Below are 16514 nucleotides of genomic sequence, written 5' to 3' on the forward strand. Positions count from 1 at the left end.
CCGTGCCCGCCTCGCCGTGGCGGACGTCACCGCTCACCTGACACCTCGCACCCCCACCCCCGGCGCGAAGCGACACCAACCGCCAACCCAACCCCGCGCCACCAAACCCCACACAACCCAACCCCCGCACCCCAACCCCTCGCCACGCCGCGCCCGCGCCGCACAATGCACGGCGCTCGACCCGGGCGGATCGCCGCGGGATTGGTAGCCTCGGGCTCGCATACCGCCCGCCCGATCGAAAGCAGGTCGAACGTGCGCACCGAACAGCACGCCCTCCGCCTCTCGCTCGCGATGATCCTGCTGCTCGGCACGCTCGGGATCACGTTCGGCACGATCACCGGTTCGCAGGCGATCCTGTTCGACGGGATGTTCTCGTTGGCGGATGCCGCGATGTCGCTGCTGGCTATCGGCGCGGCATCCCTCATCACCCGCTCGACGCGGCAGACGGCGGACTCGCAGCTGAACCAACGGTTCTCGTTCGGCGTGTGGCAGCTCGAGCCGCTCGTCGTCGCCGCGACGGCCCTCGTGATGGTGACCGTCGCCGTCTACGCGCTCGTGCAGGCCGTGCTGTCGCTGACCTCGGGGGGACGGCCGATCGAGTTCGGCCCCGCCGTGCTGTACGCCGTGGTGGTCGTGATCCTCACCGCGACGGCGGCGATCGTCGAGTGGCGGGCGAATCGCCGGCTGCGGTCGGCCCTCGTCGCGATCGACGTCAAGGGGTGGGTGATGGCGGGCTCGGTGACGCTCGCTCTGCTCGTCGCGTACGTCGTGGGGTGGTTCCTGCAGGGGACGGATGCCGCGTGGCTGACGCCCTACGTCGACCCCGGCATCCTCGCCGTGGTGGCCTCGGTGCTCGTGTTCGTCCCGCTTCCCGACCTCATCCGCGCCTTCTCGCAGATCGCGCTGCTGACGCCCGCGGCGCTCGCCCGCGAGGTCGACACCGCAGCCGCCGTGGTGCAGGAGCGCCACCGGCTCTCGGGCTTCCAGCGCTCCGTCGCCCAGGTCGGACGATCGCCGCAGGCCGAGGTCGAGTTCTCGGTGGCGCCGGAGCACGCGACGCGACCGCTCGCGGAGTGGGATGCGATCCGCCGCGACTTCGCCCGCGAGCTGGGGTGGGATCCGCAGCACAGCTGGGTGACGGTCTTCTTCACCGAGCAGCGGCAGGTACCCGCCGACATCACCGACTAGACCGTCAGCACGCCGTCCACACGGCGCGGGATGCCGAGGGGGTTCGCGTCGCGCAGGGCCTCGGGCAGCAGCGCATCGGGCACGTTCTGGTAGGCGACGGGTCGCAGGAACCGCGTCATCGCCGCGGTTCCGACCGAGGTCGTCCCGACGGCGGTGGTCGCGGGGTACGGACCGCCGTGCTGCTGCGCCCACGTGACCGAGACGCCGGTCGGCCACTGATTCCACAGCACACGGCCGGCCTTCGTCGCGAGCACGGGAAGCAGGTCGCGCGCGACCTCGTCGGAGTCGTCTGCCACGAGGGTCGCGGTCAGCTGTCCGTCGAGCAGCTCGGCCGCCGTCACCAGCTGCGACTCCTCGTCGTACTCGACGACGAGCGCCGCGGGTCCGAACATCTCCGACACGAGCGTCTCGGGGTCGGCGATCACCGCCGCGACGTCGGCGCGCAGCAGCGCCGGCGCGGGAACGGGACCATCGGATGCCGGCGAGGCGGCGAGCACCGCGACGCCCTCGTGGTCGGCGGTGCGCTCGAACGCCCGGCGGAACCCGGAAGCGATGTCCTCGTTGAGCAGCGGCGCGGGCTCGGGCAGCGCGGCAGCGGCCAGCGCGTCGACGAGGCCCGACCCGCGCGGGACGAACAGGACGCCCGGCTTCGTGCACAGCTGGCCTGCACTGCCGGTCACCGATGCGACGAACTGCTCCGCGATCTCGGCGCCCCGAGAGGCGGCGGCGCTGCGGGTGACGAACGCCGGGTTCACGCTGCCGAGCTCGCCGTAGAACGGGATGGGCTCGGGGCGCGACATCGCGATGTCGAACAGGGCCCGTCCGCCGGCGATCGAGCCGGTGAAGGCGGCCGCCCGGATCTGGGGTGCGCGGAGCGCGTGCACACCGGCATCCGTTCCGTGGATGACCGTGAACAGGCCCGCGGGCGCGCCGGCCGCCGACAGCGCCGCGATGACGATCTCGCCGGTGAGCGCCGAGAGCTGCGGGTGCCCGGGGTGCGCCTTCAGCACGACGGCGTTGCCGGCGGCCAGAGCGCTGGCGGTGTCGCCGCCGGCGACCGAGAACGCGAACGGGAAGTTGCTCGCGGCGAAGACGAGCACCGGCCCGATTCCCTCGAGCTGGCGACGGATGTCGGGGCGCGGCGCCCCCATCGGGTAGTCGGCGTCGGGGTGGTCGATGCGCGCGTCGAGCCACGAGCCCTCGGCGAGGACCTCGGTGAACAGCCGCAGCTGGAACGTCGTGCGCCGCAGCTCGCCGCGCAGCCGGCCTTCGGCGAGGTGGGTCTCGCGCTGCGCGAGCTCGACCAGGTCGTCGGCTCGCGCGTCGAGTCCGTCGGCCACGGCGCGCAGCGCCTCACCGCGCTCGACGATGCTCGATGCCCGCCAGGCGACGGATGCCGCCGCAGCGAGCCCGACGAAAGCGTCGACCTCGGCGATGGGGGTGTCGGCGATGGGCGCGGGAGCGTTCATGAGCTTTCCTTTCCGAGTGCTGCGAGGTCGGCGGGGGCGACGCCGGCGGGGGCGACCGGGTCGTCGGGGTCGGCCGGTGCCACGGGGGCGGCGGCGGGCGCGAGGGCGGCGATGTCGGCGACGCGGATCGGCGTGCCGACCGGGCGGCGCACGAGGGGTTCGAGGTCGGCCGAGCCCGCCGGTCGACCGGTCTGCTCCGACACCAGGCACGACAGCGCGAATCCGCACACCCGGCCCTGGCACATGCCCATTCCGGGCCGGGCGGTGACGCGGACGTCGCGCGCGTCGTCGGCCGCGAGGTCGCCGACGGTGCGGCGCACGGCCGACACGGGCACTTCTTCGCACCGGCAGACGAGCGTGTCGTCCTCGAGCCACGTCGACCAGGCCGCGGGAATCGGACTCGCCCGGTGCATGCCCACGGCGAAGCGGCGGCCGCGCGCGATGCGGCGACGCAGGCCGCGGGCGCGAGCCGACGGCACCCCGAACCCGGCGTCGATCGCGGCGGCGAGGGCGGCGAGCTCTCCTTCGGCGCACGACTGCACCGCTCCCCCGATCCCGGTCGCCTCGCCGGCGGCGTAGACCCCGGGCACGCTGGTGCGCTGGTCGTCGTCGACGACGGCCACGAGGGATCCGTCGACATCGACCCGCGTGCGGGCCCCGATGCCCACGACGAGCTCGAGCTGCGGCGTGAACCCCCAGCCGAGCGCGACGAGGTCGGCCTCGACCGTGCGCTCACTGCCGAGGCGCACACGCCCGGCGGCATCCACGCGCCCGATCGTGACGTGCGAGACCCGACCGTCGCCCGAGATGCGGGTGACGACGGAGCGGGTGCGCAGCGGAATGCGTTCGCGCAGGAAGGTCGCCGCATAGCCCGCGCCCTCGAGCAGCTTGCCGGGCTCCTGCAGGGCGCGCACCGGCGTCGCCGCCCAGCGCGACAGGGCGTTGGCCTCGCACACGGCGACGACCTCGACGCCCGCGCGGGCCAGGCCCGCGGCGACCGAGAGCAGGAACGGCCCCGTACCGGCGACGACGGCGCGACGCCCGGCGCGCACCTGGTTCGCCTTCAGCATCGCCTGCACCCCGCCCGCCGCCATCACGCCCGGCAGCGTCCAGCCGGGCAGCGGCAACTGCCGGTCGTACGCGCCCGGCGCGAGCACGACGCGGCGAGCGCGGATCGCGCGCTCGTCCGGGCTCACGGCGTCGCGTCCGGCGACCGCGGTCGTTCGCAGCAGGAAGGCCGCCGCGTCGCCCGGCCCGTCGGTGCGCCAGACCTGGCGGCCCGCGCGATGGTCCACGCGCCCGGCGGCGACCTGTCGGCGCAGGCGGTCGCGCAGGTCGCGGTAGTGGCCCCAATGGTGGTGGCCCGTGTGCTCGGGCTGGGCGAAGGCGTCGAGGTGGTGCTCGTCCGGGTGGCGCCAGTACTGTCCGCCGGTCTGCGTTCCCGCGTCGATCAGCGCGACGCGCAGGCCGGTCTCGGCGGCGACGACCGCGGCCGAGAGCCCGGCCGGGCCGGCGCCGACGACGGCGAGGTCGAACACGGTCCCGCTCATCGTCGCTCGCCCCCGTCGGTCGTGGTCGGCGACGCGAGCGGCGCGCCCGGATCGTCGCTGCGGACGTCCTGGCCCGCGCCCGCCGGTGTCACGCACGCGCGCTGCGACCGCAGCCCGTCGACCGTCAGCAGGCAGTCGTAGCAGACGCCGATGCCGCAGAACAGGCCGCGCGGTTCGCCCGCCCCCCTGGTCGTGCGCCAGGCCGTGACGCCGGATGCCGCGAGCGCGGCGCCCACGCTCTGCCCCGGCTGGAACGGCACCGGCGTACCGTCGAACGCGAACATTCCGCCCGCGGCATCCCCGCTCATGCGGCCACCGCGTCGGCGAAGCGCTCGGGCCGGAAGGCGTCGAGCGGCAGGTCGGTCGGCTCGCCGCGGAGCGCCTGCACGATGAGCTGCGCCGTGCCGACCGACAGCCCGATGCCGGCGCCCTCGTGTCCGGCGGCGTGCCACATCCCGGGCAGGCGCGCGTCGGGACCGATGACGGGGAGGTGATCGGGGCAGTAGGGGCGGAAGCCGGAGTAGGTCCGCAGAATCTGGACGTCGGCGAGCACGGGGAACAGCTCGGCGCCGGCGCGCGCCACCCGACCGACCGCCTCGGCGGAGAAGGTCGCGTCGAAGCCCACGCGTTCGCGGCTGGCGCCCATGAGGATCGTGCCGCTCGGGGTGCCCTCGACGACCGATGACACCTGCAGACCCGCATCCGACGAGGCGACATTCTGGACGTACTCGGCCGCGTAGACCTTGTGGTGCACGGTGATGGGCACGGGCTCGGTGACGAGCACGAAGCCGCGGCGGGGCAGCACCGGCAGCTCGAGCCCCGCGAGCGCGGCGATCTCGCCCGCCCACGGCCCCGCGCAGTTGATGACGGCGCCGGCGTCGAGCGCGCCCGCGCTCGAGTCGACGCCGATCACGCGGCCGGCGCGCGTGCGGATGCCGGTCACCGTGACGCCCGTGAGCAGGCGCGCTCCCCGGTCGCGGGCGAGCCGGAGCAGGTGGTGGGCGGCGAGCACGGGCTGCACCTGCGCGTCGTCGGGGTAGAACACGCCGCCGGCCATCGCCGGGTTCAGGTGCGGCTCGATGTCGTGCAGCGCGGCGACATCGGGCACGTCCTCGGCCCGGATCCCGAGCCCGCGCTGGTGCTCGGCCAGCGCGTCGAGCGCGCTCTTGCCCGCGGTGCTCGCCGCCACGACGAGCCCGCCCTTGGACTCGAACTCCCAGCGGGCGGCGTGCTCGGCGAGCTCGCCGCGCCAGATGCGCTGCGAGTGCAGCGCCAGCTCGAGCTCGGGTCCGACCTCCTTGTCGCTGACGAGGAGGTTGCCCTCGCAGCGGCTCGTCGTGCCCGCGGCGATCGATCCGCGTTCGACCACCGTGACCGAGAAGCCCGCGGCCGAGGCGAAGTGCGCGACGGCGGCGCCGACGATGCCCGCGCCGATGGCGAGGATGTCGGGGCGTGCGGTGCCCCCGCTCACGTGCCGACGCTCTCGTCGGCGGCATCCGGCGCGGGCGCCTCGCCCGACCAGTCGGTGAGCACGTGCTCGATGTGGCGGTGCACGAGGTCGCGGGCACCGGCGGCGTCGCCGGCCTCGATCGCGTCGAGCATCAGGTCGTGCTCGTGCGCCGAAGCGACCAGACGCCCCTGCTCGTGCAGGCCCGCGAGGCCGAACAGCCGCGTCTGCGACCGCAGCCCCGCGACGAGCTCGACGAGTCGGGCGTTGCCGGCGTACTGCAGCAGCGCGAGGTGGAAGTCGCTGTCGGCGGCGAGGTACTCGACGAGGTCGCCCGACTGCGCGCCGGCGACGATGTCGGCGGCCTTGCGCCGCAGCTCAGGCAGCGCCGACGGCGGGATGAGGGGCGTCGCCCGCTCGACGGCGGGCGGCTCGAGCATCAGCCGCAGCTCGGTGACCTCGCGCAGGTCGCGCTCGGACACCTCGGTGATCTGGAAGCCGCGGTTGGGGATCGTCACGACCAGGCCCTCGCGCGCGAGGTCGAGCATCGCCTCGCGGATGGGCGTGGCCGAGACGCCGAACTGCTCGCCCAGGCTCGGCGCGGAGTACACCCGGCCCGGCTGCAGCTCGCCGCTGATGACCGCGGCGCGCAGCGCCCGTGTGACGGTCGATCGGATGCTCGGCTGCTTGTTCAGTCGCACCACGTTGCGGAACTCGGGCGTGCTCATGTCGTCTCCTCCGGCGCGGCCCCCCGCCGCATGACTCCCATGATCCCCTGCACGACCGCGAGGTCCTCCCAGGCCATGCCGACGCCGCTGTACACCGCTGGCACGCCCGGGCGGCGCACGACCGCGCCCCGCACGAGCTCGACCAGGTTGGCCGGGGCGGCGAGCTCGGCACCGTCGGATGCCGCGGCGGCGAGGTTGCCGCTCTCGCGGGCGGCCGACGCGCGGGCCTCGACGACGACGTCCGCGGCGCGGACCAGGTCGGCTGCCAGTTCGCGGTGGGCGATGCCGTGGGCGCCGATCGCCGCGACGACGGCGTCGGAGCGGACGTCGCCGAGCCCCAGCACGGGAGTGCTCGACGAGGTCGCGGTCACGACGACGTCGGCACGGCGGAGGTCGTCGGGCGTACCGGAGCGCGCATCGAGGCCGCGCTCGCGCAGCGCCGCGACCGCCGTCGCGACCCGGTCGGGCGTGCGGCCGATGAGCGCGACGCGACCGACCGGCAGGACCGCCGCGAGGGTCGTCGCGTGCTCGATCGCCTGCGGTCCCGAACCGAGCACGACGAGCTCCGCGATCTCGGTGCGCGCACCGCCGGGGTCGGCTGCCAGCAGGCCGCGGACGGCGACGGCGGTGACCGCGGGCGTTCGCAGTGTCGTCAGCCGGGTCCCGTCGACAATCGCCGCCGGCTGCAGCGTGGCGGCGTCGAAGATGAGGTACCAGGCGCTGATCTTCGGCAGCCCGAGCCGCGTGTTGCCCGGGGCGATCGTGGCAACCTTGATGCCCACGGCATCCGGCGTCTCGGTCGGCATCAGCAGGAACTCGCCCGCGGCCAGGGGCGCGAAGATGCGCTCGTGGTCCGTTTCGACGTCGAGACCCGACTGCAGCGCGGCGGTCACGGCCTCGACGGCGTCGGCGGGGCTGAAGACCCGCTCGATGTCGGCGGCCGAGACGACGGGGATGCCGGTCACAGGACGAATCCGCGCGGGAACGGGTCGCTCGGGTCAAGCATGTACTGCGCCGTGCCGGTGACCCACGCCCGACCGGTGATGGTCGGGACGACGGCGGGGATGCCGGCCACCTCGGTCTCTTCGACCAGCCGGCCGGTGAAGGCCGTGCCGATGTACGACTCGTTGACGAAGTCGGTGTGCAGCGGCAGCTCACCGCGAGCGTGCAGCTGCGCCATGCGCGCGCTCGTGCCGGTGCCGCAGGGCGAGCGGTCGAACCATCCGGGATGGATCGCCATCGCGTGGCGCGAGTGCCGGACGGTGGAGCCGGGCGCCTCGAGGTACACGTGGTGGCAGCCGCGGATCGTGGAGTCGACCGGGTGCACGGGCGCCTCGGCGGCATCCACGGCGTCCATGATCGCGAGACCGGCGGCGAGCAGATCGTCTTTGCGGGCGCGATCGAACGGCAGCCCGAGGTCGTCGAGGCGCACGATCGCGTAGAAGTTGCCGCCGAAGGCGAGGTCGTACCGGACCTCGCCGAATCCCGGCACCTCGACCGTGCGTCCGAGGGCGACGGCGAACGAGGGGACGTTGCGGATGGTCACCCGGTCGGCGTGACCGTCCGACACCGCGACGTCGGCGATCACGAGACCGGCCGGGGTATCGAGCCGGATGGTCGTGACGGGTTCGACGACAGGCACCATGCCGGTCTCGACCAGCACCGTCGCGACGCCGATCGTGCCGTGGCCGCACATGGGCAGGCATCCCGACACCTCGATGTAGAGCACGCCGAAGTCGGCGTCCGGACGGGTCGGCGGCTGCAGGATCGCGCCGCTCATGGCGCTGTGCCCGCGCGGCTCGTTCATGAGCAGCTGGCGCAGCCCGTCGTTCTCGGCCATGAAGCGCTGGCGGCGCTCCTCCATCGTGGCGCCCGGCAGCGTGCCGACGCCGCCGACGATCACGCGCGTGGGCATCCCCTCGGTGTGGGAGTCCACGGCGTGGAAGACACGCGTCGTGCGCATGCGGGGCCTTTCGGTCGTCGGCGGCGGGTCAGGTCGGCGGTCGGCTCAGCGGTAGCCCTTGCTGAGCACGGCCTCGGTGTCGGCGATGATACGCGCGGCCACCTCGTCGGGCAGGCGCAGGCGGGGCGGACGCGTCGTGATGTTGCTCAGCACACCGGCCACCTGCTGCGAGAGCTTGATGGCCTGCACGAACCAGGTCTTCGAGTCCCAGCGCAGCAGCGGGTGCAGGTCGCGGTAGATCTCGCGGGCGCGCACCCAGTCCTGCGGGTCGTCCGACGTCGACAGCGTGTACAGCTCGACCGTCGCGGCGGGGATCGCGTTGGGGTAACCGGCAACCCACCCGACGGCGCCGTTCAGACCGAGCTCGAACACGACGTCGTCCGACCCGATCGAGATGTCGAGGCCCGGCGCGAGCTCGCGGATCTCGTAGGCGTGACGGACGTCGCCCGAGAACTCCTTGACCGAGACGATCAGGCCTTCGTCGAACAGGCGGGCGAGCAGGTCGGGACGCAGGTCGACCTTCGTGTCGATCGGGTTGTTGTAGGCGAGGATCGGCAGCCCGACGGCCGCGACGCGGCGGTAGTGGTCGACGACCTCGTCGTCGCTCGCGCGGTACGCGTTCGGGGGCAGCAGCATGACGGCCGGGGCGCCGTTCTCTGCCGCGTGCTCGGCGAATCGCACGCTCTCGAGTGCGCCGTAGGCACCGACGCCCGGGATGACCGCCGCGCCATCCGCCGCCTCGACGGCGGTGAGGAAGACGCGCTTGCGCTCCTCGTCGGTGAGGGTCTGGTACTCGCCGAGCGAGCCGTTGGGGATGATGCCGGTCACCCCGTTGCTCGTCGTGAAACGGACGAGCTCGGCGTACGCGTCGTAGTCGACGGAGAGGTCGTCGCGGAACGGCAGGGTGGTCGCGAGGTTGACGCCGTGCCAGGGCTTGCGGTCGGTCATGAGTCGTTCTCCGATCTGGCGGCGCGAGGCGCCGGTGTCAGTGCAATTGCAATGGTATCTGGTTTCGGGGCGGGGGGAAGAGTGAGACGGTTCCGTGGCTCTTCGTTGCCGGCACGGTCGACGGCGGCGAACTCGATGACCTGCTCGCGGTCGGTGAGCGCGCGGACGAACGCCTCCTGGAACGTCGCCCAGAAGGTGCCCTCACCCTCCCAGCGGATGCCGTCGACGCCCGACACGTCGTCGGTCGCCACGAGGGTGATCTCGACGGCCGCGCCGAGGTCTTTCACCCGCGCCGTGCTCTGCGGCGGTGCGGTGTCGATCGACAGCTCGCGCCCCGCCGTGGTGGTGCGGCCCTCCCGGTCGGTCGCGCGCGCCTCGACCCGCACGACGCCCTCGCGATCGATGGCGACCGGGCCGTCGGCGGCGAGCCAGGCTCCGCCGTCGACGCGGACCTCGGCGCGAGCGTCCGCCGAGGTGCGCACCGCGATCGTCGGCGGCCGGGTGAACCACCCGGATGCCGCGGGGGCCGGGGTCACCGCGATCTCGAGGGTCGGCGGCATGGCGGCATCCGGTTCCGCCGCGGTCGCCGCGATGAATGCCTGCGCGCGGGCGGCCGCGTCCGCCACAGCGGGTGACGCTCCGAGCGCCTCGACGGCGGCGGTCACGATGGCCCGCGCCTCGGATCCGTTCACGAGAGCGCCCGCCAGCCCGTCGCGGCACACCGCGACGATCCGATCGAGCAGATCGGCGTCGTCCCGGGGTGCCGGCTCGGACCACAGGTCGTCCAGGAGCGAGGTGCCGTCGGTGCGTCGGCGGGCCGGGACGCCCGTGTCGACGCCGGCGAACCCGATCGTGGGGTCGACCGCGCGCCCGTACAGGTGATAGCGCTCGTCCGAGCCGTTCCACACCGGCTCGAAGCGCAACCCCGCGACCGGAACCGCGCCGGCCCCGGCGAGCGCGGCGGCGACATCCTCGACGTCGGCGCGGATCGCCCCCGCCGGCATGCGACGCCCGTCCCACGGCCGCTCGATCGCTGTCGTGCCACCGTCGCGGGCGACGAGGACATGCGGGCCGAACGCGAGACTGCGCAGCGCGGGGTCGTCGATCGTCGGTTCGGCCCGCAGCGTTGCGGGCAGCGTCAGCTCGACCGTGTCACCGTCGCGCCAGTCCTGCTCGACCGTCGCAAAGCCGCCGGCCGCGGGGGTGAGCGCGAGCTCGCCGACCACGACGCCGGCCTCGCCCGCCACCCAGTCGGGGATGCGCAGGTGCAGCCGCAGCCGAACCGGCTGCGGAGAGTCGACTTGCACGCGCAGCGTCACCCGATCCGCGAAGGGATGCTCCTGCTCGATCGCGATGCGCAGTCCGCGCTCGGGCCAGCGCAGCTCGGCCGGTGTGTAGCGGGCCACCCACAGCTCGGCGCGGTCGCCCGACCCGGCGAAGAAGATGCCGCCGTGGTGGCCCACGTGGTTCTCGAGTCCGGTGCCGCCGCAGCAGGTGCCGATGTTGTCGTACTCGGGCAGCGCCCCCGCGTGCACGGGGAACATGTAGGTCACCTCGGGGCTCTCGTCCGAGAACACGTCACGGCGCGAGCCGAGGATGTGGTTGAGGCGCGCCCGCTCGGCGTACGCGAGGAAGCGGGGCTCGAGGGTGTGGGCGAACAGCAGCTCGGCCAGCTTCACCAGGTTGTAGGTCGCGCAGGTCTCGGCGTTGCGTCGTCCGATGTCGCCGGCGACGGTGCGGGCCGGACCCCACAGCTCGCTCTCGCCGGTGCCGCCGTGGGCGTACATCCGACCCGGCACGACCTGGTCGAAGATGCCGATCGCCGCGTCGAGGTAGCGGCGCTCGCCGGTGCGCTCGTACTCGTGGACGTAGCCGACGAGCTGCGGCAGGTGCTGGTTGGCGTGCATCCCGTCGAGGATGTCGCGGCCCGCGGCCCCCGCATCGATGAGGTCGCGCTGATCGAACCAGCGGGCGGCCGCGAGGAAACGCGGCTCGTCAGCCACGACACTCAGGCGGGTCAGCGTCTCGTTCATCCCGCCGAACTCGCCGGCGATGTAGAGCGACCACATCCGCTGCCGCCGCTCGTTGTCGAGCTTCTCGAGCCGGCCCGCGACCCAGTGGCCCATCCGCGTGACGACGGTGAGCGCCTGCGCGTTCCCGGCCAGCTCGAACGCGTCGAGCAGCCCCGCCATGATCTTGTGGCACGTGTAGTACGGCGCCCAGATCTCGCCGTAGGGGGCGAAGTGCTCGAGGCGCGAGAACTGCCACTCGCCCGAGGCGCTGAGGAAGCCCGGATGGGAGTACCGGCCGGTCGCGGCGAGCGCCGCCTGCACCTCCGCCAGTCCCGAGACCATCTCGTCGACCTTCGCCCGCAGCAGCGGATCGTCCTCCGTCGCCCGCGGCGAGCGCGAGCATCGACAGGAAGTGCCCCGCGTAGTGGCCGCGCAGCAGGTTGGCCGTCTGCGCGGCCTCGCGCCCGGGGTAGTCGTCCGGACCCCAGGCGTCCTCGGCGGGGTGGCCGAACCCCTCCCACGCTCCGGGCGGCTGGGCACCCCGGGTGTCGAGACCGGCGTTGGCGCGGAAGACCGCGAGCAGCCGGTCGACGGGATACACGCGGGCCAGGTGCAGCATCTGCTCGCGTGCCCGCGCGAAGGGACTGCGCGAGCTGAGCCGCACACTGCCGGGAGGGAACGGATGCGCGCGAGGCGCGGTCACGGTTTCTCCCACGGACGCGATCATCCGCGCTGCCCCAGCTGAGCCTGCGTCCACGCCTCGACCTCGCCCGCCGCGATCGGCAGCGCCGCGGACAGCACCTCCGAACCGGCGTCGGTCACGAGGACGTCGTCCTCGAGGCGCACGCCGATGCCGCGGAGCTCCGGCGGCAGCGTGAGGTCGTGGGCGTGGAAGTAGAGCCCCGGCTCGACCGTCATGACGACCCCGGGCTCGAGTGCGGCGCCCATGTAGTCCTCGTAGTGGGCCTGGCTGCAGTCATGCACGTCGAGCCCGAGGTGATGGCCGATGCCGCAGGCGAGGTACCGGCGATGCTGCTGCCCCGCGGGCGAGAGCGCCTCGTCGACCGACACCGGCAGCAGCCCCCAGTCGTGCAGGCCCTGCGCGACGACCTCCATCGCCGCGAAATGGAAGTCGAGGTACTCCACGCCGGGACGGATGCGGTCGAGCCCCGCGCGATGCGCCTTCTCGACCAGGTCGTGCACCTCGCGCTGCGCCGCCGAGAAGCGTCCGCTCGCCGGTACGGTGCGGGTGACGTCGGCGGTGTAGAGCGACCGGGCCTCGACCCCCATGTCGAGCAGCAGGGCGGCGTCGGGATCGATGTCGCCGTCGCAGCGCACCCAGTGCAGGATCGGGGCGTGGGCACCCGAGCCGACGATCGTGGAGTAGCCGGGGCCGTTGCCGAAGGTGCGGGCGTGCCGGTCGAAGGTGCCCTGCAGCCAGCGCTCTCCGAGCCCCTCGGCGACGGCCCGCGGCACCTCGGCGACGACCGCCGCGAAGCCGGCGACGGTCGCGTCGACCGCCTCGCGCAGCTGTGTGATCTCCCACGCGTCCTTGACCATCCGCAGCCGCGACAGCGTGCTCTCGAGCTCGGCCGACACCTCCGCGCCGGCGGTCGCGGCGAGGGTCGACGCCGATCGCGCCGCCCACGCTCCCCGCAGGTCGCCGTGCCGGGCGGCGAGGGCGTCGAGCGGTTCCACGACGACGCCGAGAGCCTCGCCCCACTCGGGCAGCCCGGCAGACGGGCCGACCCACAGCTCGCCGTGGTTGGCGTCGGCGAAGAAACCCGTATCGCCGGGACGGAAGGGCGGCGGCAGGTAGAGCACCGGGTCGTGCCCGCCCGGCACGGCCCACATCACCAGCACGGCGCCCTCGACCTGGCACCCGGTGAGCCAGACGAAGCTGCTGTCGGCCCGGAACCCGTAGTGGGCGTCGTCGTTGCGGACGGGCGCGTGCCCCGCGGCGGCGACGAGCGTGCGCCCGGGCAGGGCCGCGCTCAGCCGCTCGCGGTGGACGGATGCCGCCGCCGCGGCGCCCGGCGGCAGATCAGGGGCCGTTCGCACGTCGGCCCAATCGCGGGCGATGAAGGCGGTGAAGGCGGGCACCTGCCCGAGGCGCGGGTACCGCGTCCCCGCGTAGGGCGGGCGCAGGGCGTCGGTGCCGGTCATCGCTTCTCTCCTCCGCGGTCGCGCACGAGCTCTCGCAGCCGGGTGAACGTCCGGCCCGAACCGATCCCGTCGTGCTCGAACTCATTGGTCACCCACGACTGCGCGTTGCCGATGCGGGACAGCGTGTCGAGCTGCAGGCCCGCGTCGACGTACATGTCGTCGAAGTACACGGCGGCGGCGAGCGGCACGTCGTTCGCCGCGAGGCGCTCGGCGTCGTACAGCGGCGTCCAGTCGGTGCGCTCGGCGAGCGCGTGCACGGCGCCGCGGAAGCCGCGGAGCAGCCGCACCTCGTCGAACATCCATGGGAACGCCATCTCGCCGGTGAACAGCAGGGGCCGCCGGTCCTCGTCGAACTCCGGGCGCCGATCGCGCTCGTGCTGCGCCGCCCAGGCGGTCGCGCCGCTGCCCGGGTCGCCGTAGATCGACTCCTGCAAGGTCCAGAACAGCGGGTTGCCCGCGCTGGAGCTCAGGGCCTGCACGTCGGCGAGGAAGGCCTCCGAGAATCGGCCGGGACGCGCGAACGCTCGCTCGACGAGCCAGTGCAGCCGCTCGTGCCCGGGCTTCATCCCCAGGTCGATGCCGAGCGACTGGAAGCGGTGGACGGTGAGGACGTCGCCGTCCGGCAGGACCACGTCGCCCTCCGCGATGCGGTCGGCGATGCGCGTGATCGCCTCGGCGTCTCCGGGGAAGCGCCGGTACAGCTCGGCGGTCTTCGCCGCGACGCGGTCGAAGGTGCGGGCGTAGACCTCGGCGGCGCGGGGCGGGGTACCCGGGATGCCGCCGCAGACGTAGCAGGCGGTGAGGGCCCGCGGGGCCTGCGACAGGTAGGTCAGCGTGAGGAAGCCGCCGTAGCTCTGCCCGAGCGTCGCCCAGCGGCGGCCGCCGTACAGCGTCTCGCGGACGTGCTCGAGGTCGCGCACGATCGAATCGGCGCGGTGCAGCGCGAGCAGGTCGGCTCCGGCGGCGGCGTCGAGTCCCGCGACGTCGACGGCCTCGAGCGGCGTGCTGCCGCCGGTGCCGCGCTGATCGACGAGCACCACGCGGTAATCCCGCAGCGCCTCGTCGACCCAGCCGTCGCGGCGCAGGGGCCGCGGGTTCGCGCCTCCCGGTCCGCCCTGGAGGTACACCAGCAGCGGCAGGTCGTCGCGGGCGCGATCGGGGTCGACGAGCTCGCGCACCAGCAGCTCGATCGTGCCCGCGGCATCCGTGTCGGCACGCCAGTCGAGGGGGACGTCGATGCGTCGCTCGGCGACGCGGATGCCGGGCAGGTGGTACTCGACGGTCATGATGCCTCCGGGCGGGTCTCGGGGGCGCGCGCCGCGCGACGCCGGGCGTTCTCGGCGGCGCGGCGACGGCGGTCCCATTCGGGGTTGATGCGCGGCACGGCCGCGAGCAGGGTGCGGGTGTACTCGTGCTGCGGGTTCTCGAAGATGCGGTCGCGTTCGCCCGTCTCGACGATCGAGCCACGGCTCATCACCGCGATGCGGGTGGCGATCTGCCGGACGACCGCCAGATCGTGCGCGATGAACAGGTAAGCGAATCCCTCGTCGCGCTGCAGCGACGTGAGGAGGTTCACCACCTGCGCCTGCACCGACACGTCGAGGGCCGACACGGCCTCGTCGCAGATGACGAGCTTCGGGCCGACGGCGAGGGCTCGGGCGATCCCGATGCGCTGCGCCTGCCCGCCGGAGAACTGCGCCGGGTAGCGGTCGGAGTGGTCGGGGTTGAGACCGACGCGCTCCATGAGCGAGCGGGTGAAGGCGCGCGCGCCGCCGGGGACCTTTCGGTTCTGGTAGCGCAGCGGCGCGGTCACGAGACGCTCGACCGTGTGCTTGGGGTTGAGCGACGAGTACGGGTCCTGGAAGATCACCTGCACGTCGCTGCGGAAGGCGAGCAGGTCGCGTCCCTGCAGCCGGGTGACGTCGCGGCCCTCGAACTCGATCGTGCCGGCGGTCGTCTCCATGAGGCGGGCCACGAGCCGCGCGACGGTCGACTTGCCCGAGCCGGACTCGCCGACGAGGGCGAGGGTCTCACCGCGGCGGATGTCGAGGTCGACCTCGTCGACCGCGCGGAACCGGCTGCTGCGCGAGAAGAGCGCGCCGCCCGAGCTCGTGAACTCCTTGACGAGTCCGGTGGCCCGGCACAGCGGGGCGGTGTGCTCGGTCATGCGATCTCCTCCTCGGCGAGGACCGGGATGTCGGTCGTGCGCAGCTGCCCGATCGCGTCGTCGATGCGCGGCACGGCGTCGAGCAGGCGCCGCGTGTACTCCTCCTGCGGATCGCTGAAGACGTCTTCGACCGAGCCGCTCTCGATCATGCGGCCCGCGCGCATGACCACGATGTGCTCGGTGACCTCGCTCACGACGGCCAGGTCGTGGGTGATGAGGATGAGCCCGGCGCCGGTGTCGCGACGGATCTCGGCGAGCAGATCGAGGATCTGCGCCTGCACCGTCACGTCGAGGGCCGTCGTCGGCTCATCCGCGATGATCAGCTCGGGCTCCATGCTCAACGCCATCGCGATCATGATGCGCTGCCGCATGCCGCCCGAGAACTGATGCGGGTAGTGGTCGACGCGCTTCGCGGCATCCCGGATGTGCACGCGTTCCATCGCCTCGATCGCCACCCGCCGCGCCTCGCGGCGCGAGACGCCCGAGCGGTGCGACCGATAGGCCTCCGCGATCTGCGTGCCCACCGTGTAGTACGGGTTCAGCGACGACAGCGGGTCCTGGAAGATCATCGCGATCCGGTCGCCGCGCACGTGCCGCATCTCGCGGGAGGGCAGCGTCAGCAGGTCTCGACCGTCGAAGCCGACCCTCCCCGAGGCGGTGCCGCCCTTCGGCAGCAGACCCATGACGGCGAGGCTGGTCATCGACTTGCCCGATCCCGACTCGCCGACGATGCCCAGCGCACCGCCGCGGGGCACCGCGAAGCTCAGGCCGTCGACGACGCTGACCGCGCCGCCGGCCGTGCGGAACTGCACCGTGAGGTCGTCGACCCGCAGCAGGTCGTCGGACGAAGCGGGCGTGGTCGTCATCGGCATCCCT

Annotated in this window: 14 protein-coding genes; 1 reads left to right on the forward strand and 13 read right to left on the reverse strand. The window is 73.4% G+C overall.

Annotated elements, in window-relative coordinates; genetic code table 11:
• Nucleotides 1-252 precede the first annotated feature (252 nt).
• Complete coding sequence (locus JOF37_RS08570) at nt 253-1188, forward strand: cation diffusion facilitator family transporter (RefSeq protein WP_210006439.1); 936 nt, start codon at nt 253-255, stop codon at nt 1186-1188.
• Here the strand turns inward: JOF37_RS08570 and JOF37_RS08575 are convergent.
• The 13 genes from JOF37_RS08575 to JOF37_RS08635 form a co-directional block, all read right to left on the reverse strand.
• A complete protein-coding gene (locus tag JOF37_RS08575; RefSeq protein ID WP_210006440.1) occupies nt 1185-2657 on the reverse strand; it encodes an aldehyde dehydrogenase (NADP(+)) in 1473 nt (490 codons plus the stop codon). The genes JOF37_RS08570 and JOF37_RS08575 overlap by 4 nt on opposite strands.
• Nucleotides 2654-4207, reverse strand: a complete 1554-nt coding sequence (locus tag JOF37_RS08580) for an FAD-dependent oxidoreductase (RefSeq protein ID WP_210006441.1) — start codon at nt 4205-4207, stop codon at nt 2654-2656. The genes JOF37_RS08575 and JOF37_RS08580 overlap by 4 nt, the downstream gene beginning before the upstream one ends.
• On the reverse strand, nt 4204-4515 hold the full coding sequence (locus JOF37_RS08585; RefSeq protein WP_245338126.1) for a (2Fe-2S)-binding protein: 312 nt from the start codon (nt 4513-4515) through the stop codon (nt 4204-4206). The genes JOF37_RS08580 and JOF37_RS08585 overlap by 4 nt, the downstream gene beginning before the upstream one ends.
• Nucleotides 4512-5678, reverse strand: a complete 1167-nt coding sequence (locus tag JOF37_RS08590) for an NAD(P)/FAD-dependent oxidoreductase (RefSeq protein WP_210006442.1) — start codon at nt 5676-5678, stop codon at nt 4512-4514. The genes JOF37_RS08585 and JOF37_RS08590 overlap by 4 nt, the downstream gene beginning before the upstream one ends.
• Nucleotides 5675-6382, reverse strand: coding sequence for a GntR family transcriptional regulator (locus tag JOF37_RS08595; RefSeq protein ID WP_210006443.1), 708 nt, complete (start codon nt 6380-6382; stop codon nt 5675-5677). Before JOF37_RS08595 ends, JOF37_RS08590 begins: the two co-directional genes overlap by 4 nt.
• The gene (locus JOF37_RS08600; protein WP_210006444.1) at nt 6379-7347 is read right to left on the reverse strand and encodes an ornithine cyclodeaminase family protein; all 969 of its coding nucleotides are present in this window, start codon (nt 7345-7347) and stop codon (nt 6379-6381) included. Before JOF37_RS08600 ends, JOF37_RS08595 begins: the two co-directional genes overlap by 4 nt.
• Complete coding sequence (locus JOF37_RS08605; protein ID WP_210006445.1) at nt 7344-8345, reverse strand: proline racemase family protein; 1002 nt, start codon at nt 8343-8345, stop codon at nt 7344-7346. The genes JOF37_RS08600 and JOF37_RS08605 overlap by 4 nt, the downstream gene beginning before the upstream one ends.
• Nucleotides 8346-8390: 45 nt before the next feature.
• Complete coding sequence (locus tag JOF37_RS08610; protein ID WP_210006446.1) at nt 8391-9293, reverse strand: dihydrodipicolinate synthase family protein; 903 nt, start codon at nt 9291-9293, stop codon at nt 8391-8393.
• Nucleotides 9290-11647 carry a beta-L-arabinofuranosidase domain-containing protein gene (locus tag JOF37_RS08615; RefSeq protein WP_245338127.1) on the reverse strand — a complete coding sequence of 786 codons (2358 nt, stop codon included), beginning with the start codon at nt 11645-11647 and terminating at the stop codon, nt 9290-9292. The genes JOF37_RS08610 and JOF37_RS08615 overlap by 4 nt, the downstream gene beginning before the upstream one ends.
• A gap of 381 nt (nt 11648-12028) precedes the next feature.
• The gene (locus JOF37_RS08620; RefSeq protein WP_210006448.1) at nt 12029-13471 is read right to left on the reverse strand and encodes an aminopeptidase P family protein; all 1443 of its coding nucleotides are present in this window, start codon (nt 13469-13471) and stop codon (nt 12029-12031) included.
• A complete protein-coding gene (locus tag JOF37_RS08625) occupies nt 13468-14757 on the reverse strand; it encodes an alpha/beta fold hydrolase (RefSeq protein WP_210006449.1) in 1290 nt (429 codons plus the stop codon). Before JOF37_RS08625 ends, JOF37_RS08620 begins: the two co-directional genes overlap by 4 nt.
• Nucleotides 14754-15638 carry an ATP-binding cassette domain-containing protein gene (locus tag JOF37_RS08630; protein ID WP_210006450.1) on the reverse strand — a complete coding sequence of 295 codons (885 nt, stop codon included), beginning with the start codon at nt 15636-15638 and terminating at the stop codon, nt 14754-14756. Before JOF37_RS08630 ends, JOF37_RS08625 begins: the two co-directional genes overlap by 4 nt.
• Nucleotides 15635-16504 carry an ABC transporter ATP-binding protein gene (locus JOF37_RS08635; RefSeq protein WP_210006451.1) on the reverse strand — a complete coding sequence of 290 codons (870 nt, stop codon included), beginning with the start codon at nt 16502-16504 and terminating at the stop codon, nt 15635-15637. Before JOF37_RS08635 ends, JOF37_RS08630 begins: the two co-directional genes overlap by 4 nt.
• Nucleotides 16505-16514: the final 10 nt, after the last annotated feature.

This window comes from Microbacterium imperiale (genome assembly GCF_017876655.1).
Lineage (GTDB): Bacteria > Actinomycetota > Actinomycetes > Actinomycetales > Microbacteriaceae > Microbacterium > Microbacterium imperiale.

Bases quoted from the DNA above. Each gene is read 5' to 3' on its own strand.
- JOF37_RS08605 (WP_210006445.1), bottom strand. From the start codon at position 8,345: ATGCGCACGACGCGTGTCTTCCACGCCGTGGACTCCCACACCGAGGGG.
- JOF37_RS08635 (WP_210006451.1), bottom strand. From the start codon at position 16,504: ATGACGACCACGCCCGCTTCGTCCGACGACCTGCTGCGGGTCGACGAC.
- JOF37_RS08575 (WP_210006440.1), bottom strand. From the start codon at position 2,657: ATGAACGCTCCCGCGCCCATCGCCGACACCCCCATCGCCGAGGTCGAC.
- JOF37_RS08620 (WP_210006448.1), bottom strand. From the start codon at position 13,471: ATGACCGGCACCGACGCCCTGCGCCCGCCCTACGCGGGGACGCGGTAC.
- JOF37_RS08630 (WP_210006450.1), bottom strand. From the start codon at position 15,638: ATGACCGAGCACACCGCCCCGCTGTGCCGGGCCACCGGACTCGTCAAG.
- JOF37_RS08615 (WP_245338127.1), bottom strand. From the start codon at position 11,647: ATGGTCTCGGGACTGGCGGAGGTGCAGGCGGCGCTCGCCGCGACCGGC.
- JOF37_RS08580 (WP_210006441.1), bottom strand. From the start codon at position 4,207: ATGAGCGGGACCGTGTTCGACCTCGCCGTCGTCGGCGCCGGCCCGGCC.
- JOF37_RS08625 (WP_210006449.1), bottom strand. From the start codon at position 14,757: ATGACCGTCGAGTACCACCTGCCCGGCATCCGCGTCGCCGAGCGACGC.
- JOF37_RS08585 (WP_245338126.1), bottom strand. From the start codon at position 4,515: ATGAGCGGGGATGCCGCGGGCGGAATGTTCGCGTTCGACGGTACGCCG.
- JOF37_RS08595 (WP_210006443.1), bottom strand. From the start codon at position 6,382: ATGAGCACGCCCGAGTTCCGCAACGTGGTGCGACTGAACAAGCAGCCG.
- JOF37_RS08610 (WP_210006446.1), bottom strand. From the start codon at position 9,293: ATGACCGACCGCAAGCCCTGGCACGGCGTCAACCTCGCGACCACCCTG.